Genomic DNA, 23289 nt, shown 5'->3' on the forward strand with positions numbered 1-23289 from the left:
ACGATTGGAGAATGATTTGGACCTGGTGCAGCTGGAAATCTTCAAGGCCGTTGCCGAGCAAGGCAGCATCAGCGCCGCCGCGCAGTTGATTCATCGGGTGCCGTCCAACCTGACCACGCGCATCAAGCAACTGGAGCAGGATCTTGGCGTGGCGCTGTTTATCCGCGAGAAGAGCCGCCTGCGTCTGTCCCCGGCCGGGTGGAATTTCCTCGGCTATGCGCGGCGTATTCTCGACCTGGTACAGGAAGCCCGTGCGACGGTGGCGGGGGAGGAGCCCCAGGGCGCGTTTGCCCTCGGTTCGCTGGAAAGCACCGCAGCGGTGCGTATTCCCGCACTGCTGGCGGCATATAACCAGAAGCACGCCAAGGTCGAGCTGGACCTGAGTACCGGGCCCTCGGGCACGATGATCGAAGGCGTGTTGTCGGGGCGTCTGGCGGCGGCATTCGTCGATGGACCGGTGTTGCATGCCACCCTGGAGGGCCTGGCGGTGTTCGAGGAGGAGATGGTGGTGATTGCACCGCTGCATCACGCGCCGATCACCCGCGGGCAGGATGTGAACGGGGAAAGCATCTATACCTTTCGTTCCAACTGTTCGTACCGCCACCACTTCGAGCGCTGGTTCGCACAGGACGGCGCGGTGCCGGGGCGGATTTTCGAGATGGAGTCTTACCACGGCATGCTTGCCTGCGTCAGCGCCGGGGCCGGCCTGGCGCTGATGCCGCGCAGCATGTTGGAAAGCATGCCGGGGTTTACCACGGTGAGTGTGTGGCCGCTGACGGACAGTTTCCGCGTCTTGCACACTTGGTTGATCTGGCGCCGAGGCACGGTGTCGCAGAGCCTGAACAGCTTCGTAAGGTTACTGGAGGAACGCGTCCTGGCAACCCCATAAAACCAATGTGGGAGGGGGCTTGCCCCTCCCACATTTCAATCTTCATCAGCCGCCGAATTGCAGGGTACCCATCGCCAATTTGGCCATTATCGCTGTCGCACCCAATTGCACCAGCCACAGGGCCAACCCGCCGAGGAATACGCCGAGGGCCACTTGCAAGACCAGGCTTTTCTGGCGCTTGGCTTGCGGCGCGCGCGGGGTGAAGTGGTCCAGTTCGTCGCGGTCGGCACGCAGGTCCAGGTCGTCGTTTCTCATAGGGCTCTCACAGCAAAGGGGCAGTCGGGGTTCAGTCTAGGGGAGCAGGGCGTTTTCTGACAGGCATTAAAAAGGGAAGCCGTAGCTTCCCTTCGTTCAGCGCCGCCAGGTTTATAGAACCTGAACAATCGCCTTCGTTACCGCACCAATGTTCGATTGGTTCAGCGCGGCCACACAGATACGCCCGGTGTCCAGCGCGTAGATGCCAAACTCGGTGCGCAGACGGGTGACTTGCTCAACGGTGAGGCCGGAATAGGAGAACATCCCACGCTGGCGACCGACGAAGCTGAAGTCGTGGCCCGGCGCAGCCTTGGCCAGTTCGGCGACCATCTGCTCGCGCATGCCACGGATGCGCAGGCGCATCTCCGCCAGCTCGGCTTCCCACTGGGCGCGCAGCTCAGGGTTGTTCAGCACTGCGGCCACGACCGCCGCGCCGTGGGTCGGCGGGTTGGAGTAGTTGGTGCGGATCACACGCTTGACCTGGGACAGGATGCGCGCGCTTTCTTCCTTGGATTCGCTGACGATCGACAGCGCGCCCACGCGTTCGCCGTACAGGGAGAACGACTTGGAGAACGAGCTCGATACAAAGAACGTCAGGCCCGATTCCGCGAACAGGCGCACTGCGGCGGCGTCTTCGTAAATGCCATCGCCAAAACCCTGATAGGCCATGTCGAGGAACGGCACCAGGTTTTTCGCCTTGACCACGTCGAGCACTTGTTGCCAGTCGGCCGGGCTCAGGTCGACGCCGGTCGGGTTATGGCAGCAGGCGTGCAGCACCACGATCGATTGCGGCGGCAGGGCGTTGAGGTCGGCGAGCAGGCCAGCACGGTTCACGTCGTGGGTGGCGGCGTCGTAGTAGCGGTAGGTCTGCACCGGGAAGCCGGCTTTTTCGAACAGCGCCTGGTGGTTTTCCCAGCTTGGGTCGCTGATGGCAACCACGGCATTGGGCAGCAGTTGCTTGAGGAAGTCTGCACCGATCTTCAGCGCGCCGGTGCCGCCGACCGCTTGTGCGGTAATCACACGGCCAGCGCTCAGCAGCGGCGAGTCAGCACCAAACAGCAGCTTTTGCACAGCCTGGTCGTAGGCCACGATCCCGTCGATCGGCAGGTAGCCACGGGCGGCGTGTTGCGCCACGCGAATGGCTTCCGCTTCGGCAACGGCACGCAAGAGTGGAATCTTCCCCTCCTCGTTGCAGTAAACGCCCACGCCAAGGTTGACCTTGGTGGTTCGTGTATCGGCGTTGAATGCTTCGTTGAGGCCCAGGATTGGATCGCGTGGTGCCATTTCGACAGCGGAGAACAGGCTCATTTTTGCGGCAGCTCTTTGGGGGAAAGGAGGGACGTGTCGCGCTCCAGCCGAATGCACTAGAGCGGTGCACAAACGGGGAGCTAGTATAGAGGCCATCACGGTCAAGGGCGACAACCGAAACGGCTTTTCGGCCAAGTTTTTCGGTTTATTTACCGACCGTCAGTCTTAATCCAACCTTGAGCGTAGACGGCAGGTCGGACGATTGCCTTGAAACCCGGCACATTCGTCACCACTTCTACAGCTATCATGGTTTTTTCCTGCAACCTGCGATGAAAATTCGCGGGTCGCTGAGCTTTTTTCGTCCTTGGTGGAGTGCAGCCGGGGGTGACTTGAAAGAGGTACGTTATGTCGGATTTCCAGCTCGTCACCCGCTTTGAACCCGCCGGCGATCAACCCGAAGCGATTCGCCAGATGGTCGAAGGCATCGAAGCGGGCCTGTCGCACCAGACGCTGCTCGGGGTGACCGGTTCGGGCAAGACGTTCAGCATCGCCAACGTGATCGCGCAGATCAACCGCCCGACCCTGGTACTGGCACCGAACAAAACCCTGGCCGCGCAGTTGTATGGCGAGTTCAAGGCGTTCTTCCCGAACAACGCGGTGGAGTACTTCGTTTCCTACTACGACTACTACCAGCCCGAAGCCTATGTGCCGTCCTCCGATACCTTTATCGAGAAGGACGCATCGATCAACGACCACATCGAGCAGATGCGTCTGTCAGCGACCAAGGCGCTGCTGGAGCGCAAGGACGCGATCATCGTCACCACGGTGTCGTGCATCTACGGTCTCGGCAGCCCGGAAACCTATCTGAAGATGGTGCTGCACGTCGACCGTGGCGACAAACTCGACCAGCGCGAACTGCTGCGTCGGCTGACGAGCTTGCAATACACGCGCAACGACATGGACTTCGCCCGCGCCACCTTCCGCGTGCGCGGCGATGTGATCGACATCTACCCGGCGGAGTCCGACCTGGAAGCGATCCGCATCGAGCTGTTCGACGATGAAGTCGAGAGCCTGTCGGCGTTCGACCCGTTGACCGGCGAAGTGATCCGCAAACTGCCGCGTTTCACCTTCTACCCCAAAAGCCACTACGTCACGCCGCGCGAAACCCTGATGGGCGCCGTCGAGGGCATCAAGGTCGAGCTGGCCGAGCGCCTGGAATACCTGCGCGCCAACAACAAGCTGGTGGAAGCCCAGCGCCTGGAACAACGCACCCGTTTCGACCTGGAGATGATCCTGGAACTGGGTTACTGCAACGGCATCGAAAACTACTCGCGCTACCTCTCGGGCCGTGAATCCGGAGCGCCGCCGCCGACGCTCTACGACTACCTGCCGGACGACGCGCTGCTGGTGATCGACGAATCCCACGTCAGCGTGCCGCAAGTCGGCGCGATGTATAAGGGCGACCGTTCGCGCAAGGAAACCCTGGTGGAATACGGCTTCCGCCTGCCGTCGGCGCTGGACAACCGGCCGATGCGCTTCGACGAATGGGAACGCATCAGCCCGCAGACCATCTTCGTCTCGGCGACGCCCGGCAATTATGAGGCTGAGCACGCGGGGCGCGTGATCGAGCAACTGGTGCGCCCGACCGGCCTGGTCGACCCGCAGATCGAAATCCGCCCGGCGTTGACCCAGGTCGACGACCTGCTCTCGGAAATCAGCAAGCGCGTGGCCCTGGAAGAGCGGGTGCTGGTCACTACGCTGACCAAGCGCATGTCCGAAGACTTGACCGACTACCTGGCCGACCACGGCGTGCGCGTGCGCTACCTGCACTCGGACATCGACACCGTGGAGCGCGTGGAGATCATCCGCGACCTGCGCCTGGGCACCTTCGATGTGCTGGTGGGGATCAACCTGCTGCGCGAAGGCCTGGACATGCCGGAAGTGTCGCTGGTGGCGATTCTGGACGCGGACAAGGAGGGCTTCCTGCGCTCCGAGCGTTCGCTGATCCAGACCATCGGCCGTGCGGCGCGTAACCTCAATGGCCGGGCGATTCTCTACGCCGACCGCATCACCGGCTCCATGGAGCGGGCGATTGGCGAGACCGAGCGCCGTCGCGACAAGCAGATCGCCTTCAACCTGGCGAACGGCATCACGCCCAAGGGCGTGTTCAAGGACGTCGCCGATATCATGGAAGGCGCCACCGTGCCTGGCTCGCGCAGCAAGAAGCGCAAAGGCATGGCCAAGGCCGCCGAGGAAAGCGCCAAGTACGAAAACGAACTGCGCTCGCCGAGCGAGATCGCCAAGCGTATCCGCCAGTTGGAAGAGAAAATGTACCAGCTGGCGCGGGATCTGGAGTTCGAAGCGGCGGCGCAAACCCGCGATGAAATCGGCAAGTTGCGTGAGCGTCTGTTGGCGGTTTGATTGGTAGTGGCGGTACTGGCCTCATCGGGGGCAAGCCCCCTCCCACATTTGACCGGGTTCCAACTTTGAAATGCCGTCAAATGTGGGAGGGAGCTTGCTCCCGATAGACGCGACACGGTCTCAATGACTCCCCCAGCCTCAAGCCCCGCCGGCAACGCCGTGCTCAACAAAATCACCAGCATGCCCAAGCTTGAAATGCCGTCAAATGTGGGAGGGAGCTTGCTCCCGATAGGCGAGAAAATGTACCAGCTGGCGCGGGATCTGGAGTTCGAAGCGGCGGCGCAAACCCGCGATGAAATCGGCAAGTTGCGTGAGCGCCTGTTGGCGGTTTGATCGGTGGTGGCGGTACTGGCCTCATCGGGGGCAAGCCCCCTCCCACATTTGACCGCATTTCAACGTTGGAACCCGATCAAGTGTGGGAGGGAGCTTGCTCCCGATAGGCGCGAAAATGTACCAGCTGGCGCGGGATCTGGAGTTCGAAGCGGCGGCGCAAACCCGCGATGAAATCGGCAAGTTGCGTGAGCGCCTGTTGGCGGTTTGATCGGTGGTGGCGGTACTGGCCTCATCGGGGGCAAGCCCCCTCCCACATTTGACCGCATTTCAAAGTTGGAACCCGATCAAATGTGGGAGGGAGCTTGCTCCCGATAGGCGCGACACAGTCTCAATGACTCCCCCAGCCTCAAGCCCCGCCGGCAACGTCTTGGTCAACAAAGTCACCAGCATGCCCAAGCTTGAAATGCCGTCAAATGTGGGAGGGAGCTTGCTCCCGATAGGCGCGACACGGCCTCAATGACTCCCCCCAGCCTTAAGCCCCGCCGGCAACGTCTTGGTCAACAAGATCGCGAGCATGCTTACGCCCAACGCGAACCCCACGCAGTGAAACGCATCGTTGTAGGCCATGATCTGCGCCTGCTGGTGCGTAATCTCACTGAGTTTGCCCAGCGCCGCCGTCGGGTTGCCGAACTGTTCCGTCAGCGTTGCCAGCCGCTCCGCCACCTGCGGGTTGGTCGGCACGATCGCTTCGCGTAAATAATCGAAATAGGTCTTGGTGCGCGCATCCAGCAAGGTCGCCAGCAGTGCGATACCGATGGCGCCGCCGAGGTTGCGCAGGATGTTGAACAGGCTGGAAGCCGACCCGGCGTCCTGCGGCAGGATGTAGGCCGTGGCGATCAGCGAGATGGTCACCATGATCAACGGCTGCCCGAGGGCGCGGATGATCTGGATCTGGTTGAATTGGCTGCCGGCAAAGTCTGGGTTGAGCACCCCCGAGGAAAAACTCGCCAGGCCGAACAGCCCGAAGCCTACGGCGCACAGCCATTTGGGCGACACGTATTTCATCAGCTTGGGCACCAGCGGGATCAGGAACAGCTGCGGAATGCCCATCCACATGATCACTTCGCCGATCTGCAGCGCGTTGTAGTTCTGGATCTGCGCCAGGTACAGCGGCAGCAGATAGATCGAGCCATACAAGCCGACGCCCATCCCCAGGCTGGAAATACTCGACAGGCCGAAGTTGCGATTGGCCAGGATGCCAAGGTTGATCAGCGGGTTGGGTTTGGACAGCTGCACAATCACGAAGGTGATCAGGCTCAGCAGGGCGATGCTGCCCAGGCTGACGATCAGGTTCGACTCGAGCCAGTCCTTGCGGTGGCCTTCTTCCAGAAACACCTGCAAACAGCCCAAGCCGATGGCGAGGCTGACGATGCCGGCGTAGTCGGTGCTTTTGAGCAACTCCCAGTGGGGCGCCTTTTTTTCCAGGCCGTAGAGCAGCCCGGCGATCATCAGCAGCCCGGGCGGCACGTTGATGTAGAAGATGTATTCCCAGCCCCAGTTTTCCGTGAGCCAGCCGCCGATGGTCGGGCCGATGGACGGCGCGAAGGTGGCGGTCATGGCAAACATCGCCATGCCTTTGGCGCGGTGATGCTCGGGCAGCTTGATCAGGGTCAGGGTGAACGCCAGCGGGATCAGCGCGCCGCCGGTAAACCCCTGCAGGGCGCGGAACACGATCATGCTTTCCAGGCTCCAGGCCATGGAGCACATCAGCGAGGCGATCAGGAACCCCACCGACACCCACACCGCCAGGCGCCGTGCCGAGAGCAACTGCACCAGCCAGGCGGTGAGGGGGATCATGATGATTTCGGCCACAAGGTAGGAGGTGGAAATCCACGAGCCTTCTTCCAGGGTGGCCGACAGCGCGCCCTGGATGTCCTTGAGGGACGAGTTGGTGATCTGGATGTCGAGCACCGCCATGAAGGCGCCGAGCATCACGCTCATCACCGCGATCCAGTCGCGCCGGGTCGGTTCGCCGACCGGGCGCAGCAGTTGATCACCGGCCATCAGGCTGATCTTTGATGTTCACTTTGACCGTAACGGACATGCCGGGGCGGATCTTGCCCTTCAGCGGGTTATCCGCAGCAAACGTAAGTTTCACCGGAATCCGTTGTACGACTTTGGTGAAGTTGCCGGTGGCATTGTCCGGCGGCAATAGGCTGAACTGCGCCCCGGAGGCCGCGAACAGGCTGTCGACCCGCGCCTCGATCGGCGTATCGCCGTAAGCATCGAACGTCAGCTCGGCCTTTTGCCCAGGCTGCATGTGGCCGATCTGGGTTTCCTTGAAGTTGGCCTGAATCCAGATGTCCTGGTCGGGGACGATCGACAGCAGGTAGGCACCGGCCTGTACGTATTGGCCGTTGCGCGCGGCGCGTTGGCCGACCAGGCCGCTGATGGGCGCGTGGATTTCGCTGCGGGTCAGGTTCAGCTCGGCCTGGGCCAGGTCGGTTCTGGCGTTGGCGATCAGCGCGTCGAGGCGCTTGATCTCGGCATTCAGCGCGTTGACCTGCTGGCGCTGCCCCTGCAAGTCGGCCTGGGCCATGGCCACTTGGGAGCGGGCGATATGGTTGTCGGCGGAGAGGGTGGTCACCCGTTCTTCCGAGACGTAGCCGGGTTTGCGCAGGGTTTGGGCGCGGGACAGGTCGATCTGCGAGCGGCCCAGGCTGGCCTGGCTGGACGCGACTTTGGCTTCGCCGGCGGCGATCAGGCTGGCTTGCTGGGTCAACTTGCTCTGCGCCTGGGTGCGCTCGGCTTCGCGCATGGCGAGGGCGGCGTTGGCGCGGTCCACGGCGAGGTGGAAGTCGTCGTCTTCAAGCCTCACCAGCAACTGGCCTTGTTGCACGTGTTCGTTGTCGCCCACCAGCACCTCGACAATCCGCGCGCCGAGCTGGCTGGAGACACGGGTGATCTCACCCTGCACGTAGGCGTTGTCGGTGCTTTCGTAGAAGCGGCCCCTGAGGAACCAATGGGCGAAGAAACCCAGGGCGATCAGGCTCACGATCAATACGAAGATAAGCAGGCGGCGTTTCAGTGGGGCAGGCATGGGCGCGGAGTCTGTAACAAGAGGTAATGGAATATAACCAGCCAGCCAGCTGGCAAATAGCTACGGCGAGTCTCCAGGCTCAAACTTGGCCTATATGCCATGCTCGGTACGGAGGACGCTGGAGCCTAAGTGCCCATGGCTGTTACCATTCCCCCCTTGTTTCAATTTCAGTTATATCGCCCATTCGAGACCAGCCATGACCACCGTCCGCACGCGCATCGCGCCATCGCCTACCGGGGACCCCCACGTCGGCACTGCCTACATCGCCTTGTTCAACTACTGCTTTGCCAAGCAGCACGGCGGTGAATTCATCCTGCGGATCGAAGACACCGATCAACTGCGTTCGACCCGCGAGTCCGAACAGCAGATTTTCGATGCCCTGCGCTGGTTGGGCATCACCTGGTCGGAAGGCCCGGACGTCGGCGGCCCGCACGGCCCGTATCGCCAGAGCGAGCGCAGCGACATCTACAAGCAGTACACCCAGCAGTTGGTCGACATGGGCCATGCGTTCCCCTGCTTCTGCACCGCCGAAGAACTGGACCAGATGCGCGCCGAACAACAGGCCCGTGGCGAAACCCCGCGCTACGACGGCCGTGCGCTGCTGCTGTCGAAAGAAGAAGTGGCCGCGCGCCTGGCGGCCGGCGAGCCCCATGTGATCCGCATGAAGGTGCCGAGCGAAGGCGTGTGCGTGGTGCCGGACATGTTGCGCGGCGACGTCGAGATCCCGTGGGACCGCATGGACATGCAAGTGCTGATGAAGACCGACGGCCTGCCGACGTACTTCCTGGCCAACGTGGTCGATGACCACCTGATGGGCATCACCCATGTGCTGCGCGGGGAAGAATGGCTGCCCTCGGCGCCGAAGCTGATCCTGCTCTACGAGTACTTCGGCTGGGAACAACCGCAGCTGTGCTACATGCCGCTGCTGCGCAACCCGGACAAGAGCAAGCTGTCCAAGCGCAAGAACCCGACCTCGGTGACCTTCTACGAGCGTATGGGCTTCATGCCCGAAGCGATGCTCAACTACCTGGGCCGCATGGGTTGGTCGATGCCGGACGAGCGCGAGAAGTTCTCGCTGCAGGAAATGGTCGATAACTTCGACCTGTCCCGCGTATCGCTGGGCGGGCCGATCTTCGATATCGAGAAGCTGTCGTGGCTCAATGGCCAGTGGCTGCGTGACCTGCCGGTGGAAGAGTTCGCCAGCCGCGTGCAGCAGTGGGCGTTGAACCCCGAGTACATGATGAAGATCGCGCCGCTGGTGCAGGGCAGGGTGGAGACGTTCAGCCAGGTCGCACCGTTGGCCAGTTTCTTCTTCGCCGGTGGCGTGAACCCGGACGTCAAACTGTTTGAGTCGAAGAAACTCTCCGCCGATCAGGTGCGCCAGTTGATGCAACTGATCCTGTGGAAGCTCGAAAGCCTGCGCCAGTGGGAGAAGGACGCCATCACCGCGACGATCCAGGCCGTGGTCGAATCCCTCGAGCTGAAATTGCGCGATGCCATGCCGTTGATGTTTGCCGCGATCACCGGGCAGGCCAGTTCGGTGTCGGTACTCGACGCGATGGAAATTCTCGGCCCGGACCTTACGCGTTTCCGTCTGCGCCAAGCCCTTGATTTGCTTGGTGGTGTGTCGAAGAAAGAAAACAAAGAGTGGGAGAAGCTGCTGGGCGCGATCGCCTGAGTCAGCGCTTGTGGCGGCCAAACCCCGGTTTTTCGGGGTTTGGTTGGTAAGTGATTGTTATCCCGGCAAAAAATTTTGGAAATTGTTGAAAATAAATTTGACACGTTCCCAAAGCGCCATTAAGATTCGCCCCGTCCTCACCGATGAGGGGCTATAGCTCAGCTGGGAGAGCGCTTGCATGGCATGCAAGAGGTCAACGGTTCGATCCCGTTTAGCTCCACCAATTTACAGGTTCAAGGTCTGGCCACACCGTCCTTGAATCGATCAGGCCTAGCTTGATCAGGTTGTACAGAAGGTTTTGTCCCCTTCGTCTAGTGGCCTAGGACACCGCCCTTTCACGGCGGTAACAGGGGTTCGAGTCCCCTAGGGGACGCCAGTTTCAACAAGCAGTTCGCAAGGTCTGCTGCGCCGCGAGGCGAAAAATCCGGGGCTATAGCTCAGCTGGGAGAGCGCTTGCATGGCATGCAAGAGGTCAACGGTTCGATCCCGTTTAGCTCCACCAATTTACAGGTTCAAGGTTTTGGCCACGCCGCCCTTGGATCGATCAGTCTCAGCCTGATCAGTTGTATAGAAGGTTTGTGTCCCCTTCGTCTAGTGGCCTAGGACACCGCCCTTTCACGGCGGTAACAGGGGTTCGAGTCCCCTAGGGGACGCCACGATTACCCGCTCTGCGGGATTTTTAAGGGTCATTCAATTATTGAATGGCCCTTTTGTTTGTCTGGCGTTTGGCCAATTCTCCCTTCCCTTGCCCCTCCGGGCTTCTGACCAATGGTCGTGCCGCTCGCTTGCGAAATATTATTATGGCTATAATATTTAACCCATGAGAGTCGGAGGCACACGATGAGCGATAAAAAAGCGCAAACCCGCGAACGTATCCTGCAGGCCGCCAGCGCCGCGTTGGTCCAGCGTGGCCCGGCCGAGCCGAGCGTTGGCGAGGTCATGGGGGCGGCGGGGCTGACTGTCGGCGGCTTCTACGCGCACTTTGAAAGCAAGGATGCGCTGATGCTGGAAGCCTTCAGCCAATTGCTGGCCCAGCGCCGTGCATCGATCGACGACATGGATGCCCAACTCACCGGCGAAGAGCGCCGTGGCCTGGTTGCGGCGTTTTACCTGTCGCGCAAGCACCGCGACTCCACGGCCAAGGCTTGCCCGATTCCGGCAACCGTGGGCGAGATGGGCCGCCTGCCGGACGCCTTTCGCGATGTCCTCAACGAACATGTGGAACTGATGGCCGCACAACTGGCCGCCAGCCCGGAAGACACTGACAAGGCCCTGGCGGACATGGCCTTGATGGTCGGTGGGCTGGCATTGGCGCGTGCCCTGGGGCCGGGTGAATTGTCCGATCGTGTGTTGCGTGCCGCCAAGTCGGCCATACGTTAAGAGGGGTTGTAAAAATGGGCGCATTGACCTGGATTCGTGGCGTCAACGGCACCTTGGGGCGCCTGGCGCCGCACACGGTGGCCAACAGCATGCGGCGGGTGTTCATGACCCCGCGGGATCTGCCACCGCGGGATTGGGAGTTGCCGCTGCTGGCGCACGCAGAGCGCGTCACCTTGCGTTTCGGCCTGTCGGCGTTGCGCTGGGGCCAGGGCCCGGCGGTGCTGCTGATGCACGGTTGGGAAGGCCGGCCCACCCAGTTCGCCAGCCTGATCACTGCGCTGGTGCAGAACGGCTATTCGGTATTCGCCCTCGATGGCCCGGCCCATGGCCGTTCGCCGGGGCGTGAAGCCCACGTACTGCTGTTTGCCCGCGCGATGCTTGAAGCGGCGGCCGAGCTGCCGCCGTTGCATGCGGTGGTCGGCCACTCCATGGGCGGCGCCAGTGCGATGCTGGCGGTGCAATTGGGGCTGCGTACCGAAGCGCTGGTGAGCATTGCCGCGCCGTCGCGCTTCCTTGATGTGCTCGGCGGGTTTGCCGGGATGGTCGGTTTGCCGTCGCGGGCGCGCTCAGCGTTTATCCAGGAAGTCGAGCTGACCCTGGGCATGCCGCTCAAGCACTTGGACGTGGCCCATTACCAGATGGGCCTCCCCGGCCTGATCGTGCATGCCGAAGACGATACCTTCGTGCCGGTCAGCGCTTCCCAGGTTATCCACGACGCCTGGTTCGACAGTCGCCTGTTGCGCCTGGAGCAGGGCGGGCACCAGCGCGTGCTGGCCGATCCGCGGGTGGTCGAGGCAGTGCTGGCGCTGCTGGCGGGCAGCTGTTTACAGGCGCGCCAAACTGCCTGATACACTGCCCTGCCGACATCAATCGACTGGAGCAAGGCATGGGCTGGGATTTGGCAACGCCGTTTATCATCGATCTGCAGGTCGTCGCTGAGGACATCGACGGCCTGGGGCACGCCAATAACGCGGTGTACGTGTCCTGGCTGGAGCGTTGCGCCTGGCGCCATTCCCAGCGCCTGGGGCTGGACCTCACCGAGTACCGGCGACTGGACCGCGCCATGGCCGTGGTGCGCCATGAGATCGACTACCTGGCGGCCGCCTATGAAGGCGACGAGCTGCAACTGGCGACCTGGATCGTCGACTGGGACCAGCGCCTGAAAATGACCCGGCGTTTCCAACTGGTACGCCCTCGCGACGGCGCGACCCTGCTGCGCGCACAAACCACCTTTGTCTGCATCGAACTGTCCAGCGGCAAGCCCAAGCGCATGCCGGCGGAGTTTCTCGACGGCTACGGCGCCGCCCTGACAGGGGGTTAACGGTCGCGGCGGGAAACCCAGTAAACTGCGCCACGATTTTTGTTGAGTGTTTTCCATGCAAATTGCTTTGGCGCCCATGGAGGGGTTGGTCGACAACATCCTGCGGGACGTGTTGACCCGCGTGGGCGGTATTGACTGGTGCGTGACCGAGTTCATCCGTGTCAACGACCGCCTGCTTACCCCGGCCTATTTCCACAAGCTCGCCCCCGAACTGCTGCACGGTGCCCACACCGCTGCTGGCGTGCCGCTGCGTGTGCAGTTGCTCGGTTCCGACCCGGTGTGCCTGGCAGAGAACGCGGCCCTGGCCTGCGAGTTGGGCTCCGAGGTGATCGACCTGAATTTCGGCTGCCCGGCCAAGACCGTCAACAAGTCCCGTGGCGGCGCGGTGCTGCTCAAGGAGCCGGAGCTGCTCAACCGCATCGTCGAGCATGTGCGTCGCGCAGTGCCGGCGCATATCCCGGTGACCGCCAAGATGCGCCTGGGCTTCGACAGCCCGGATGGCGCGCTGGTATGCGCGACGGCGCTGGCCGAGGGCGGCGCGGCGCATATCGTCGTGCATGCGCGGACCAAGACCGATGGCTACAAACCGCCGGCTCACTGGGAGTGGATTCCACGCGTGCAGGATGTGGTCAAGGTGCCAGTGTTCGCCAATGGCGATATCTGGAGCGTCGAAGACTGGAAGCGTTGCCGCGAAGTCAGCGGCGCCGAAGACATCATGCTGGGTCGCGGGCTGGTTGCGCGTCCGGATCTTGCGCGGCAGATCGCGGCGGCACGCGCCGGCGACGACGTCGTGGCAATGACCTGGGCGCAGATGCAGCCGATGCTCCAGGACTTCTGGACCCAGTCGGTGGCCCAACTGACCGAACGCCAGGCGCCCGGCCGGCTGAAGCAGTGGTTGGCGATGCTGACGCGCAATTACCCGGAGGCCGTCGAGCTGTTCACCGCCATGCGTCGGGAGACGGATTTGGAGCAGGTGAGCCGGTTGTTGGGGATGGCCCATCCTGCCGCGTCTGAGGGGTGACCCGTTGCGCTTGAATGCGCCGCTCGTTTGTTTGAAGAAAATGCCCCGTATCGAAAGATGCGGGGCATTTTGCGTTTTTGCGCGAGGAAGTCGGGGCGAAATAACACAGCCGGATGCCGTGCAGGTTTTGGGGTTGTGTCGGTAAGTTGCCCCGAGGGTGGTTTATTAGCGTGTGTGTCCAGTCGGATCTGGCTAAGGCTACTTGGTTTGCGGTCTTTTAAAAATTAACAGGGGGAAAAGTCCGAAAGTTTGATTTGGTTTCCTTATATGAGTCGCGATTTCTGGAACTCGATAGCCTCGTATTCCACGAAAGTATCGACTGTGAAGCAGCAAGGGTTGTTTCCAGTCGATAAAAAACTCTCGCCTGCCCCGCTGATTAACCGAGCCGGGCCGTGCCAATAAGGAACTTACTGATGTCGCTATCGATTAATCATTCACCTTTGTTCAACGGCGATACAACATCCATGGAGCGGTTGTCGCCATCCATGTCGAAAACCTTCACGCAAACCGGCACATTGGGGGCCAATACGACTGTGGCTCACCCTGGCGTGCCTCATGACCCTTTCAAGGTTTCGAACAGCAACATGACAATCGAGACAGGCGGGCTTGCGCGCTTGCTTGACATGCTGGAGCAGGTTGTCAAAACCGTGCGTGAGATGTTTTCGGGGCGGAACATGGTGTCCGGCATGTTGCCTGGGGCGGATAAAACGCCCGCCATTCCGGTGGATGCGAGCAAGCTGCCGGAGAAGCCTGGACACCTCGCATTGACGGCTGATCGGCGAGGCCAGCCGGCTCTTCCGGTGTCACCCCACATGCATCAATCCGCTGCCTCCGTGATCAAGGATGCCGACAATCAGGTGCAAGTGAACGTTAACGTCGGTCATTGTCATTGCCCCGATACGAAGGCGCTGAGCGGCGAAACGAAACCGAATGCGGCAGCGGTTTTACCTCGCGTCATGCCGATGCCGGAAGCCGCTCGCAAGGTTGAAGTGGTGCCTGTGCACACGCCTACGCCTACGCCCATGCCTACGCACACGCACACGCCTGCGCCTACGCCCATGCCTACGCACACGCCTACGCCTACGCCCATGCCTACGCACACGCACACGCCTGCGCCTACGCCCATGCCTACGCCCATGCCTACGCCCATGCCCATGCCTACGCCCATGCCCATGCCTACGCACACGCACACGCCTACGCACAAGCACACACCTACGCCGGAGGTCATGCCGGCACCCAAGCCGGGTGTGCATGCGCTTGAGGTCAAGCCGCGACCGGCCACCCCGGAAGTACCGGCGATCACGCCACAGCCACAGCCACAACCACAGCCACAGCCACAACCACAACCACAACCAGATACGCCTACCCCGGATATAACCAGTCCCGGCCCGGCTGAACGTCAATCTGATATGCGCGACTGGCGGACCAGCCGCCGGCCTGCATTCAGAGCCTGACGTCAGCAACTTCCTTTATACGTATTGAACTGGATGTGCACTTCTTTGGGACTGATGTTCCGGGAAGTGCCTGCAAGTGGAGGCCCGTATGTCATGTTGTTCAATTAATAATATTGCGCGTGTTGTGGATGTTCGTCAGGTACTTCCTGTCGATTCCATGAAAGCAAAAAATGAACAGTTTGCGCAATTAAGCGGTTTCTTGAGTGTGCCGTCTCCGGCGAGCCAGGGGGTACTGGAGCACGTGCGGGAAAATACTCATGGCGTGGCGAATAATTCAGAGCCGCTCGATAAGTTAATGACGCTGTTTACTTCGTTTTTAACTCAGCTGATTAACTTGGTCTCTGATAACAAAGAGAAGCCGGTGCCGGGAATATCCCCATCGCGGCCGGAGGTCACTACGCCTGTGGTGCCTGCGCCGGCGCCGCCCAAACCCGAGCCTGCGGCGATGATCGCGGGCCTTTCGAAGAAGCGCAACGGCGCGAAGCCCGACAATATCTGGAGCGGCTTTCGCCAAGGGCCGGATGGCAACTGCGTGACGGTATCGGCCATCAAGGCGGCGATGTACCAGTTTGGCCAAAGCCCTACGGATATTTTCAAGGAGGTGAAAAAAACCGAGCGTGGTTATCACGTGGTCATGCGCGATGACGTAACCGTCAACCTGACGGACCGGGAGCTCGCCGAAGGTGCGCGTGGGGCAAAATTTGTCGGGGCTGACAAAGAGATGCTCAAAGACGCGCAATTTCTTTTCGCGATCAGCGCCAAGCGTGCCCAGGACGAAAACAACGATGGCAGGGCGGCACGCAGTTTCGGTGCGGCGATCCGCAGCCTGAATGATGGCGAGGATGAGCGAGGGCCGGGGGAGGGGTTGAAGCGGCTGGGGCTGAGCAAGCACATGAAGAGGGTCCCCGTGCGTGAGCTCGCCAAGGGGCAGTTGGGCATGTGCAATCGGGCCCGGCATTCGGTGGCGGTCATCAACGGTCGCGAAGAGCTATGGGGGCGACAGGGAAAAGCGCCCACGCACGGCGATGCCATAGCTCTGGTGCCATAGCCCTATTGGTGAATCCGTTGAATTGAAGGGCTGCGAACGGGGCAGTCAGCCCAAACCTGGCTGCCCGTTCGGCTGCTTATTTTTTACAAGCGTCAGGAACCCAGTGCATGTATATCTCCACAGCTAGCCGTTCGATGATCGAAACGGCCCAGCAGCGCGGGGCTTCTCCCGTATTTCCGGTGAAACCCGCAGGTGAAAGGCCGGCTGATATCGCTTCGGCATTCCACACGAGCGAGCGGCGCTTCGGCGAGAGTTTTGATTGCAGCAGCCACGCGGCGGTGATCAAGTTGATGATGATGACGTTCGGTCAGCGTCCAGCCGCGATGTTTAACGAGTTGCTACCCTCGGGCGATGGGTACGACGTCACGATGAAGGATGAATTCAAGCTGCACCTGTCCCGCCAGGAGTTGCAGCAGGCGTCGCAGGCTTCCCGCTTCACGGGGGCGGACGCCGGCGTGGTAAAGGATGCCAATTTCATGTTTGCCGCCTTTGTCAAACGCAAGCAACTGACCGGGGGCTATGCCACGTTCGAAGCCGCCTTGGCAAAGACACTCGAGGGCGAGACCACCCAGCGTTGTCTGCAAGGCATGGGGGTGTTCGGCCTGTCGCAGTTCGTCCCGGTGAGCGATATGGCGGGCAAGGGCGCGGTAGGGGTGCTGGAGACCCATAACCGCGGGTCGGCGCTGGTGCGCGAGGGGGTCAGGCATGATGGCGGGACACCACGAACGGCTGATCGGGGCTATGGGTATGTCTTGTTCGATGATCAACTGCCGCCGCCGAGCAATCGCGGCGCCGCCCCTGTGGTCGCGAGCGTCCGGCCCGCGGACATCTGGAGCGGGTTTTACCAGGGGGTCGAAGGCAATTGCGTCACGGTCTCGGCGATCAAGGCGGCGATGATCCGGTTCGGGCAAGACCCGAGGGCGATCTATAAGCAGGTTCAAATCACGCCGACGGGGTTTGACGTGGTCATGCGAGATGCCTTCCGGTTGCAACTGACCCACGAGGAAGTGCGCCAGGCTGCCGCCGAGTCGAACTTTCATGGCAATAATCGACAGTTGCTGAATGCCGCGCACTTTTTGTACGCAGTCAGTGCCAAGCGCGCGCAGATCGAGAACAACGATTTTCGTGCCCGCCAGAGTTACACGACGGCTCTGCAAACCCTCAACGATGGCGAGTACCCTGGCGAAGCGCTGCGCCGCCTGGGGTTGTTTGGCTACGTGCGTGAAAGCACGGTCGCAGAGTTGGCCAACGGGGCGATCGGCACCCTGGCAGACAACTGGCATTCGGTGGCGGTGATCGATGGGGCGCTGGATTTCTATGGAAAAAAGCACGACCTGGCCTCATCGCGCTGGATGAGTTCGGGGTTCCGGGCCCTGAAGCTGGTCTGAGCCTCAATCCAGCAAGAGCCTGAACCCTTCTATCGGTAAGGGCCGGCTGTGCAAATAGCCCTGGAACAAGTGGCAGCCCAGCTTTTGCAGGAACGCCAGTTGCTCCGGGGTTTCGACGCCTTCGGCGATCACTTCCAGGTTCAAGCTGCGCGCCATGGCCACAATGGCGCGGATGATTTCGGCGTCGTTGGGGTCGTGGGTGGCATCGCGCACGAATGACTGGTCGATCTTCAGCGCATCCACCGGCAAGCGCTTGAGGTAGGTGAGCGATGAGTAACCGGTGCCGAAGTCGTCCATCGCAAAACTCACACCGAGCTTTTTCAGGCGACGCATTTTGCTGATGGTGTCATCCAGGTTCTGGATCACGATGCCTTCAGTGATTTCCAGTTTCAGCAGGCAGTAAGGCAGTGAATGCCGCTTGAGGCTGTGCTCGACGCGTTCGACAAAGTCGTTCTGGCGGAACTGCCGGGGGCTGATGTTCACGCACAGGCTGAAATTCAGCGGGTCCACCTTGCCTTCTTTGATCAATTGCTCGAAGGCGGCGCACGCTTCGTCGAGTATCCAGGTGCCGACTTCGAGGATCAGCCCGCTGTCTTCCAGCACCTTGATGAATTCGGACGGCGCCTGCGCGCCCAGTTGCGGATGCTGCCAGCGCACCAGCGCCTCGGCGCCGACGATCTTATTGCCGCGCGCGTCCACCTGGGGTTGGTAATGCACGCTGAATTCGCCGCGTGACAGGGCCAGGCGCAGGTCGGTTTCCATGCGCAGGCGTTCGCTGGCGGTTTTCTGCATGCTGTTGTGGAACATCTGCGTGGCGTTGCGCCCCGAATCCTTGGCGCGGTACAGCGCGATGTCGGCACGTTTGAGCAGGTCGGCCGGGGTCGAGCCATGATCGGGGATCAGCGCCACACCGATGCTCGGCGTGACTTGCAGGCGTTGGCCGTCGAGGAACATCGGTTCGGAGAGCAATTCACGCAGGGTGTCGGCCAGTTCCTGAACCTGGGCGCTGACTTCGGTGCGCGTGCCATCCAGGCCGCTGAGCAGCACCACGAACTCATCGCCGCCCAGGCGCGCCACGGTATCTTCCATACGCACGCTGGCTTCGAGGCGCGCGGTGACGATTTTCAGCACGGTGTCGCCCACCGGGTGACCGAGGGAATCATTGATGTGCTTGAAGTGGTCGAGGTCGAGAAACAGCAATGCACCGCGCAGGTTATGGCGCTTGAGCAGGGCGATCTGCTGGCTCAGGCGGTCCATCAGCAGTGCGCGGTTGGGCAGGTTGGTCAGCGGGTCGTGGTAGGCCAGGTGGCGGATCTGCGCCTGGGCGTTTTTCAACAGGCTCACATCCCGCGCGGTCAGCAACAGGCAAGGGGTTTCGTTGAGGGTGATTGGCTCGACAGAAACCTCCACCGCCAGCACATCGCCGCGCTTGTTGTGCCAGAGCATTTCCAAATGGCGGATACGGCCTTTGAGTTGCAGTTCGGCCAGCAGCACCGCGCGCTGGTTTTCATCGGCCCAGATGCCGACCTGGTACAGCGTCAGGCCGATGACGTCTTCGGCACGAAAACCGGTCAAGCGGCAGAACCCGTCGTTCACCTCCACATAGCGGCCGGTGTCGTGTTCGGTGATGGAAATCGCGTCGGGGCTGGAATGGAAGGCCTTGGCGAATTTTTCTTCGCTGGCCTTCAGCGCGGCCTCGGAGCGTTGCTGCTGGGTAATGTCGCGCAGGGTGGTGACGATGCACGGCTGGTCGCCGACCTTGATCATCCGGCTGGAAATCACGCAGGTCAGGGCCTGGCCGCTTTTGTGGTGCGCGATGATCGCCACGTTGTTCAGCGCCTGGTCGCGAATCACCTGTTCGATGCGTTGCAGGCGCTGGCTCGACTCGTCCCACAGGCCGATCTGTTCGGCGCTCATGTTGATCACTTCGGCGGCCGTCCAGCCAAAGGTCTGGGTGAAGGCGGGGTTGATCTCGATGAACTCGCCGTTGTCCAGGCGGGTGACGCAGATCGGGTCGGGGCTGGCCTGGAACAGGCTGGCGAATTTTTCTTCGGAGGCGCTCAGGCGTTGTTCGCGCTCGACCTGGTCGGTGATGTCCAGCAGGGTGCCGGCCATGCGCAGTGGCGCGCCTTTTTCGTCGCGGTACAGGCGTGCGCGGCTTTCCAGGTAGCGCGGGCTGCCGTCTTCCAGTTGTACACGGTAAGTCAGCTGATAGTTGCCGGCCGGGCCTTCGCGCAGGGTGCGATAGGCGTTGCGCATACTCTCGCGCTCTTCCTTGGGCATGCCCTCGAAAAACGCCTCGAACGATTCATGGAACGCTTCCGCCGGCAGGCCGTGCAGTTGGGCGGCGCGGGCCGAGCCGTAGAGCATGCCGGTGGGAATGTGCCAGTCCCAGGTGCCCAATTGCGCGGAGTCCAGGGCCAGGTCCAGGCGCTCCTGGCTGTCTTTCAAGGCTTGCTCGGCGTTTTTGCGCTCGGTGGTGTCGAGAAAGGTGCTGATCAGGTAGGCCTCGCCGTCCAGCTCGACCTTCTGCGCGCAGAGCGTGCCATCGTGGATCTGCCCGTTGCTGGCACAGAATTGCACTTCCATGGTGATGGGTTCGCCCTTGCGCTGGGTGGCCCTGACCAACTGCGCACGCTGTTCAGGGTGGAGCCACAGGCCGAGGTCCAGGGTGGTGCGACCGATGGCGTCGGCGACCGGCCAGCCGAAGAGGATCTGGAAATACTGGTTGGCTTCGCTGATCAAGCCGTCGGACTGGCGGGTGAACAGGACCATGTTCGGGCACAAGTGAAACAGCGTGGCGAAGCGCTTTTCGGAGTGGCTGAGGGCGTGTTCCCGTTCGCGCTGGCGGGTGGTCTCGCGGATCACGCCGATCATGCGGCGCCGGCCGGTTTTGTCCGGCGCCAGGCTGCCGTTGATTTCCAGCCAGTGCTGGCTGCCATCCGGCCACTGGATGTGGTGGTGCATGGCCTGCTCGAACGGCTCGCCGGCCAGCACCGCGTGAAACGCGCGTATCACCCGGGCGCGGTCTTGCGGCGCGAGCAGGTCCAGGTACTCCAGATCCTTGGGCAACGGTTGGCGCGGGTCGAAGCCGAACAGCGCCTGGGTGCCCCGCGACCAACTGATACGCCCGGTATCGATTTCCCAGCACCATGCACCCAGCCGTGCAGCGTTAAGCGCTGCCAGCAGTTGCGGGGCGCTGTCCCAGCTTTGTTCCGCCTCTTCAGGGTCGAGGGCGTAAATGCGGGGCAGGGGTGGCATAGGGTCGACGGGATTGCGCATTATCAAAAAGCCTTGGCTCGATGGGCGTTCGGCGCGGTTTTATTCAGGCCTTGAGGCCGCACAGCTTCATGCCGGTGTCCCTGGCAGCTCGACCTGTGCATCCAAGAGGCTCATAAAAGCCCGCGCAGCGTTCGACAGTGTCCTTTCGGTATGCACGATATAGCCTAGCTGGCGACTGAGTTGTATGCCCGGCAAAGCGATACTTGTCACCTGATCGTCGAGCATGGTGCGCGGTAATACGCTCCACGCCAAGCCGATGGACACCATCATTTTGATGGTTTCCAGATAGTTCGTGCTCATCGCGATGTTCGGCGTGAGGCCCTGGGCCTCGAACAGGCGGCTGACAATGTGATGGGTAAAGGTGTTGCCGCCGGGGAAAACCGCCGGGTGCCCGGCGATGTCCGCCAGGGTGACCGAGCCGTTGCGGGTCAGGCTGTGCTCCGGCGCCACCACGAAATCCAGCGGGTCGTCCCACACCGGGGTGGCGCGCACCAGGTTGTGCGGCTCGGGCGCCAGGGTGATCACCGCCACTTCGGCGCGGCCATGCAGGATCTCTTCGTAGGCCACTTCCGAGTCGAGAAACTGAATATCCAGCGCCACGTTGGGGTATTGCCGGGTAAAGGTGCGCAGGATCGGCGGCAGGCGATGCAGGCCGATGTGGTGGCTGGTAGCCAATGTGAGGCGCCCGCTGACTTCACCGGTGAGGTTGGTGAGGGCGCGCCGGGTGTCGTCCAGGACGTTGAGAATCTGATAGGCGCGCGGCAGCAGGGCGCGCCCGGCTTCAGTCAAGCCGACTTCACGGCCCAGGCGATCGAACAGGCGCACCTTCAGTTGTTGCTCGAGGCCGGCAATGCGTTTGCTGATGGCCGGTTGGGTCAGGTGCAGGCGCTCGCCGGCGCCGGAGAAGCTGCCGGTCTCGGCGATGGCAATAAAAGCATTGAGGTTGGCCAGGTCCATTGTGGTATTCCAGTTGGTAATCCAAAGCATAAAAAATATGAATTTGAGTTATTTAATGTAGCGCCATACCATCAGCCTCACAAGCCAAAGGGTTATTGAATGTCTCAAGACCCGGGGCATAGAAAGACCGCTGATGAGGACCGACTGATGGCCGGCAAAACGCTTTACGACAAGCTTTGGGATTCCCATGAAGTGAAACGGCGCGACGATGGCTCGTCGCTGATCTATATCGACCGTCACATCATCCATGAAGTGACCTCGCCCCAAGCGTTCGAAGGCCTGCGGCTGGCCGGGCGCAAGCCTTGGCGCGTCGACTCGATCATCGCCACCCCGGATCACAACGTGCCGACCACCCCGGAGCGCAAGGGCGGGATCGACGCCATTGTCGACACCGTGTCGCGTTTGCAGGTGCAGACCCTCGACGACTACTGCGACGAATACGGCATCACCGAATTCAAGATGAATGACGTGCGCCAAGGCATCGTCCACGTGATCGGCCCGGAGCAGGGCGCGACCTTGCCCGGCATGACCGTGGTCTGCGGCGACTCCCACACCTCCACCCACGGCGCGTTCGGCGCCCTGGCCCATGGCATCGGCACCTCGGAGGTGGAACATGTGTTCGCCACCCAGTGCCTGGTCGCCAAGAAAATGAAGAACATGCTGGTGCGCGTCGAAGGCCAATTGCCTTTCGGTGTGACCGCCAAGGACATCGTGCTCGCCGTGATCGGCAAGATCGGCACCGCCGGCGGTAACGGCCATGCCATCGAATTCGCCGGCAGCGCCATTCGCGACCTGTCCATCGAAGGCCGCATGACCATCTGCAACATGTCCATCGAAGCCGGTGCCCGCGTGGGCATGGTGGCGGCGGACGAAAAAACCGTCGAGTACGTCAAAGGCCGTCCGTTCGCCCCCAAAGGCGCCGACTGGGATGCCGCCGTTGAGGCCTGGAAAGACCTGGTCTCCGACGCCGATGCCGTGTTCGACACCGTGGTGGAACTGGACGCCAGCCAGATCAAGCCGCAAGTCAGTTGGGGCACCTCGCCGGAAATGGTCTTGGCCGTCGACCAGAACGTGCCGGACCCGGCCAAGGAAGCCGACCTGGTCAAGCGCGGTTCCATCGAGCGCGCCTTGAAGTACATGGGCTTGAAAGCCAACCAGGCGATCACCGACATTCAGTTGGATCGCGTGTTCATCGGTTCCTGCACCAACTCGCGGATCGAAGACCTGCGCGCCGCGGCAGTGATCGCCAAGGGCCGCAAAGTCGCCTCGACCATCAAGCAGGCCATCGTGGTGCCGGGTTCGGGCCTGGTGAAGGCCCAGGCCGAAGCGGAAGGCCTGGACAAGATCTTCCTCGAAGCCGGTTTTGAATGGCGTGAACCGGGCTGCTCCATGTGCCTGGCGATGAACCCGGACCGCTTGGAGTCCGGCGAGCATTGCGCGTCGACCTCCAACCGTAACTTCGAAGGGCGTCAGGGCGCCGGTGGGCGTACTCACCTGGTGAGCCCGGCCATGGCCGCCGCCGCTGCCGTCAACGGTCGTTTCATCGACGTTCGCGAATTGATCTGAGGAATACC

Annotated in this window: 17 protein-coding genes, 4 tRNA genes and 2 pseudogenes; 16 read left to right on the forward strand and 7 right to left on the reverse strand. The window is 61.7% G+C overall.

Going from position 1 to position 23289, the window contains the following annotated elements:
- Positions 1-16 precede the first annotated feature (16 nt).
- On the forward strand, positions 17-889 hold the full coding sequence (ptrR, locus tag ACVWZP_RS00065; RefSeq protein WP_046382626.1) for a putrescine utilization regulator PtrR: 873 nt from the start codon (positions 17-19) through the stop codon (positions 887-889).
- A gap of 45 nt (positions 890-934) precedes the next feature.
- Here the strand turns inward: ptrR and ACVWZP_RS00070 are convergent, their stop codons facing one another.
- Entirely contained in the window at positions 935-1144 is a 210-nt protein-coding gene (locus ACVWZP_RS00070) for a hypothetical protein (RefSeq protein WP_017847720.1), read from the reverse strand.
- Positions 1145-1255: 111 nt separating this feature from the next.
- Positions 1256-2452 carry an amino acid aminotransferase gene (locus ACVWZP_RS00075; RefSeq protein ID WP_017847719.1) on the reverse strand — a complete coding sequence of 399 codons (1197 nt, stop codon included), beginning with the start codon at positions 2450-2452 and terminating at the stop codon, positions 1256-1258.
- Between the two features lie 345 nt (positions 2453-2797).
- On the opposite strand from ACVWZP_RS00075, the gene uvrB reads away from it, so the two are divergent.
- The 3 genes and pseudogenes from uvrB to ACVWZP_RS00090 form a co-directional block, all read left to right on the forward strand.
- Positions 2798-4813 carry an excinuclease ABC subunit UvrB gene (uvrB, locus tag ACVWZP_RS00080; protein ID WP_017847718.1) on the forward strand — a complete coding sequence of 672 codons (2016 nt, stop codon included), beginning with the start codon at positions 2798-2800 and terminating at the stop codon, positions 4811-4813.
- Positions 4814-5044: 231 nt separating this feature from the next.
- Positions 5045-5146: pseudogene (locus tag ACVWZP_RS00085) on the forward strand (UvrB/UvrC motif-containing protein); the annotation flags it as partial.
- Between the two features lie 109 nt (positions 5147-5255).
- A pseudogene (locus ACVWZP_RS00090) lies at positions 5256-5354 on the forward strand (UvrB/UvrC motif-containing protein); the annotation flags it as partial.
- A 245-nt stretch (positions 5355-5599) separates the two neighbouring features.
- Here ACVWZP_RS00090 and ACVWZP_RS00095 read toward each other — a convergent pair.
- Positions 5600-7090: an MDR family MFS transporter gene (locus ACVWZP_RS00095; protein WP_169850652.1), complete on the reverse strand. Its 1491-nt coding sequence runs from the start codon at positions 7088-7090 to the stop codon at positions 5600-5602.
- A 49-nt stretch (positions 7091-7139) separates the two neighbouring features.
- Complete coding sequence (locus ACVWZP_RS00100) at positions 7140-8186, reverse strand: HlyD family secretion protein (RefSeq protein WP_126589605.1); 1047 nt, start codon at positions 8184-8186, stop codon at positions 7140-7142.
- Between the two features lie 196 nt (positions 8187-8382).
- Between ACVWZP_RS00100 and gltX the strand changes: the two genes are divergently transcribed.
- The 9 genes from gltX (at position 8383) to ACVWZP_RS00145 (ending at position 13586) form a co-directional block, all read left to right on the forward strand.
- A complete protein-coding gene (gene gltX / locus ACVWZP_RS00105) occupies positions 8383-9864 on the forward strand; it encodes a glutamate--tRNA ligase (RefSeq protein WP_017847714.1) in 1482 nt (493 codons plus the stop codon).
- A 147-nt stretch (positions 9865-10011) separates the two neighbouring features.
- A tRNA-Ala gene (locus ACVWZP_RS00110) sits at positions 10012-10087 on the forward strand.
- A 77-nt stretch (positions 10088-10164) separates the two neighbouring features.
- A tRNA-Glu gene (locus tag ACVWZP_RS00115) sits at positions 10165-10240 on the forward strand.
- Between the two features lie 50 nt (positions 10241-10290).
- Positions 10291-10366: transfer RNA gene (locus ACVWZP_RS00120), tRNA-Ala, on the forward strand.
- Positions 10367-10444: 78 nt separating this feature from the next.
- Positions 10445-10520, forward strand: a tRNA-Glu gene (locus ACVWZP_RS00125).
- Between the two features lie 184 nt (positions 10521-10704).
- On the forward strand, positions 10705-11244 hold the full coding sequence (locus ACVWZP_RS00130) for a TetR/AcrR family transcriptional regulator (RefSeq protein WP_079444391.1): 540 nt from the start codon (positions 10705-10707) through the stop codon (positions 11242-11244).
- Positions 11245-11258: 14 nt separating this feature from the next.
- Entirely contained in the window at positions 11259-12092 is an 834-nt protein-coding gene (locus ACVWZP_RS00135) for an alpha/beta hydrolase (RefSeq protein WP_046382630.1), read from the forward strand.
- Positions 12093-12130: 38 nt separating this feature from the next.
- Entirely contained in the window at positions 12131-12565 is a 435-nt protein-coding gene (locus ACVWZP_RS00140; protein WP_017847711.1) for an acyl-CoA thioesterase, read from the forward strand.
- Between the two features lie 55 nt (positions 12566-12620).
- Positions 12621-13586, forward strand: coding sequence for a tRNA dihydrouridine synthase (locus ACVWZP_RS00145; protein ID WP_193040964.1), 966 nt, complete (start codon positions 12621-12623; stop codon positions 13584-13586).
- A gap of 886 nt (positions 13587-14472) precedes the next feature.
- Here ACVWZP_RS00145 and ACVWZP_RS00150 read toward each other — a convergent pair.
- The gene (locus ACVWZP_RS00150; protein WP_457369263.1) at positions 14473-14889 is read right to left on the reverse strand and encodes a hypothetical protein; all 417 of its coding nucleotides are present in this window, start codon (positions 14887-14889) and stop codon (positions 14473-14475) included.
- A gap of 308 nt (positions 14890-15197) precedes the next feature.
- On the opposite strand from ACVWZP_RS00150, the gene ACVWZP_RS00155 reads away from it, so the two are divergent.
- Together ACVWZP_RS00155 and ACVWZP_RS00160 are read left to right on the forward strand one after the other, a co-directional pair.
- Positions 15198-16088, forward strand: a complete 891-nt coding sequence (locus ACVWZP_RS00155) for a hypothetical protein (protein ID WP_046382631.1) — start codon at positions 15198-15200, stop codon at positions 16086-16088.
- A 107-nt stretch (positions 16089-16195) separates the two neighbouring features.
- Positions 16196-17476, forward strand: a complete 1281-nt coding sequence (locus ACVWZP_RS00160; protein WP_457369264.1) for a hypothetical protein — start codon at positions 16196-16198, stop codon at positions 17474-17476.
- Between the two features lie 3 nt (positions 17477-17479).
- On the opposite strand, the gene ACVWZP_RS00165 is transcribed toward ACVWZP_RS00160, so the two are convergent.
- Together ACVWZP_RS00165 and ACVWZP_RS00170 are read right to left on the reverse strand one after the other, a co-directional pair.
- Positions 17480-20758, reverse strand: coding sequence for an EAL domain-containing protein (locus ACVWZP_RS00165; protein WP_457369265.1), 3279 nt, complete (start codon positions 20756-20758; stop codon positions 17480-17482).
- A 66-nt stretch (positions 20759-20824) separates the two neighbouring features.
- Complete coding sequence (locus ACVWZP_RS00170; protein ID WP_017847706.1) at positions 20825-21715, reverse strand: LysR family transcriptional regulator; 891 nt, start codon at positions 21713-21715, stop codon at positions 20825-20827.
- A gap of 147 nt (positions 21716-21862) precedes the next feature.
- Between ACVWZP_RS00170 and leuC the strand changes: the two genes are divergently transcribed.
- Positions 21863-23281 carry a 3-isopropylmalate dehydratase large subunit gene (gene leuC, locus ACVWZP_RS00175; RefSeq protein WP_046382634.1) on the forward strand — a complete coding sequence of 473 codons (1419 nt, stop codon included), beginning with the start codon at positions 21863-21865 and terminating at the stop codon, positions 23279-23281.
- Positions 23282-23289 lie beyond the last annotated feature (8 nt).

This window comes from Pseudomonas sp. TE36184 (genome assembly GCF_054060055.1).

What these genes read in the sequence shown, in the direction of transcription:
- ACVWZP_RS00070 (WP_017847720.1), bottom strand. Translation starts at nt 1,144, where the DNA reads ATGAGAAACGACGACCTGGACCTGCGTGCCGACCGCGACGAACTGGAC.
- ACVWZP_RS00075 (WP_017847719.1), bottom strand. Translation starts at nt 2,452, where the DNA reads ATGAGCCTGTTCTCCGCTGTCGAAATGGCACCACGCGATCCAATCCTG.
- uvrB (WP_017847718.1), top strand. Translation starts at nt 2,798, where the DNA reads ATGTCGGATTTCCAGCTCGTCACCCGCTTTGAACCCGCCGGCGATCAA.
- ACVWZP_RS00100 (WP_126589605.1), bottom strand. Translation starts at nt 8,186, where the DNA reads ATGCCTGCCCCACTGAAACGCCGCCTGCTTATCTTCGTATTGATCGTG.
- gltX (WP_017847714.1), top strand. Translation starts at nt 8,383, where the DNA reads ATGACCACCGTCCGCACGCGCATCGCGCCATCGCCTACCGGGGACCCC.
- ACVWZP_RS00130 (WP_079444391.1), top strand. Translation starts at nt 10,705, where the DNA reads ATGAGCGATAAAAAAGCGCAAACCCGCGAACGTATCCTGCAGGCCGCC.
- ACVWZP_RS00135 (WP_046382630.1), top strand. Translation starts at nt 11,259, where the DNA reads ATGGGCGCATTGACCTGGATTCGTGGCGTCAACGGCACCTTGGGGCGC.
- ACVWZP_RS00140 (WP_017847711.1), top strand. Translation starts at nt 12,131, where the DNA reads ATGGGCTGGGATTTGGCAACGCCGTTTATCATCGATCTGCAGGTCGTC.
- ACVWZP_RS00145 (WP_193040964.1), top strand. Translation starts at nt 12,621, where the DNA reads ATGCAAATTGCTTTGGCGCCCATGGAGGGGTTGGTCGACAACATCCTG.
- ACVWZP_RS00155 (WP_046382631.1), top strand. Translation starts at nt 15,198, where the DNA reads ATGAAAGCAAAAAATGAACAGTTTGCGCAATTAAGCGGTTTCTTGAGT.
- ACVWZP_RS00160 (WP_457369264.1), top strand. Translation starts at nt 16,196, where the DNA reads ATGTATATCTCCACAGCTAGCCGTTCGATGATCGAAACGGCCCAGCAG.
- ACVWZP_RS00165 (WP_457369265.1), bottom strand. Translation starts at nt 20,758, where the DNA reads ATGCGCAATCCCGTCGACCCTATGCCACCCCTGCCCCGCATTTACGCC.
- ACVWZP_RS00170 (WP_017847706.1), bottom strand. Translation starts at nt 21,715, where the DNA reads ATGGACCTGGCCAACCTCAATGCTTTTATTGCCATCGCCGAGACCGGC.
- leuC (WP_046382634.1), top strand. Translation starts at nt 21,863, where the DNA reads ATGGCCGGCAAAACGCTTTACGACAAGCTTTGGGATTCCCATGAAGTG.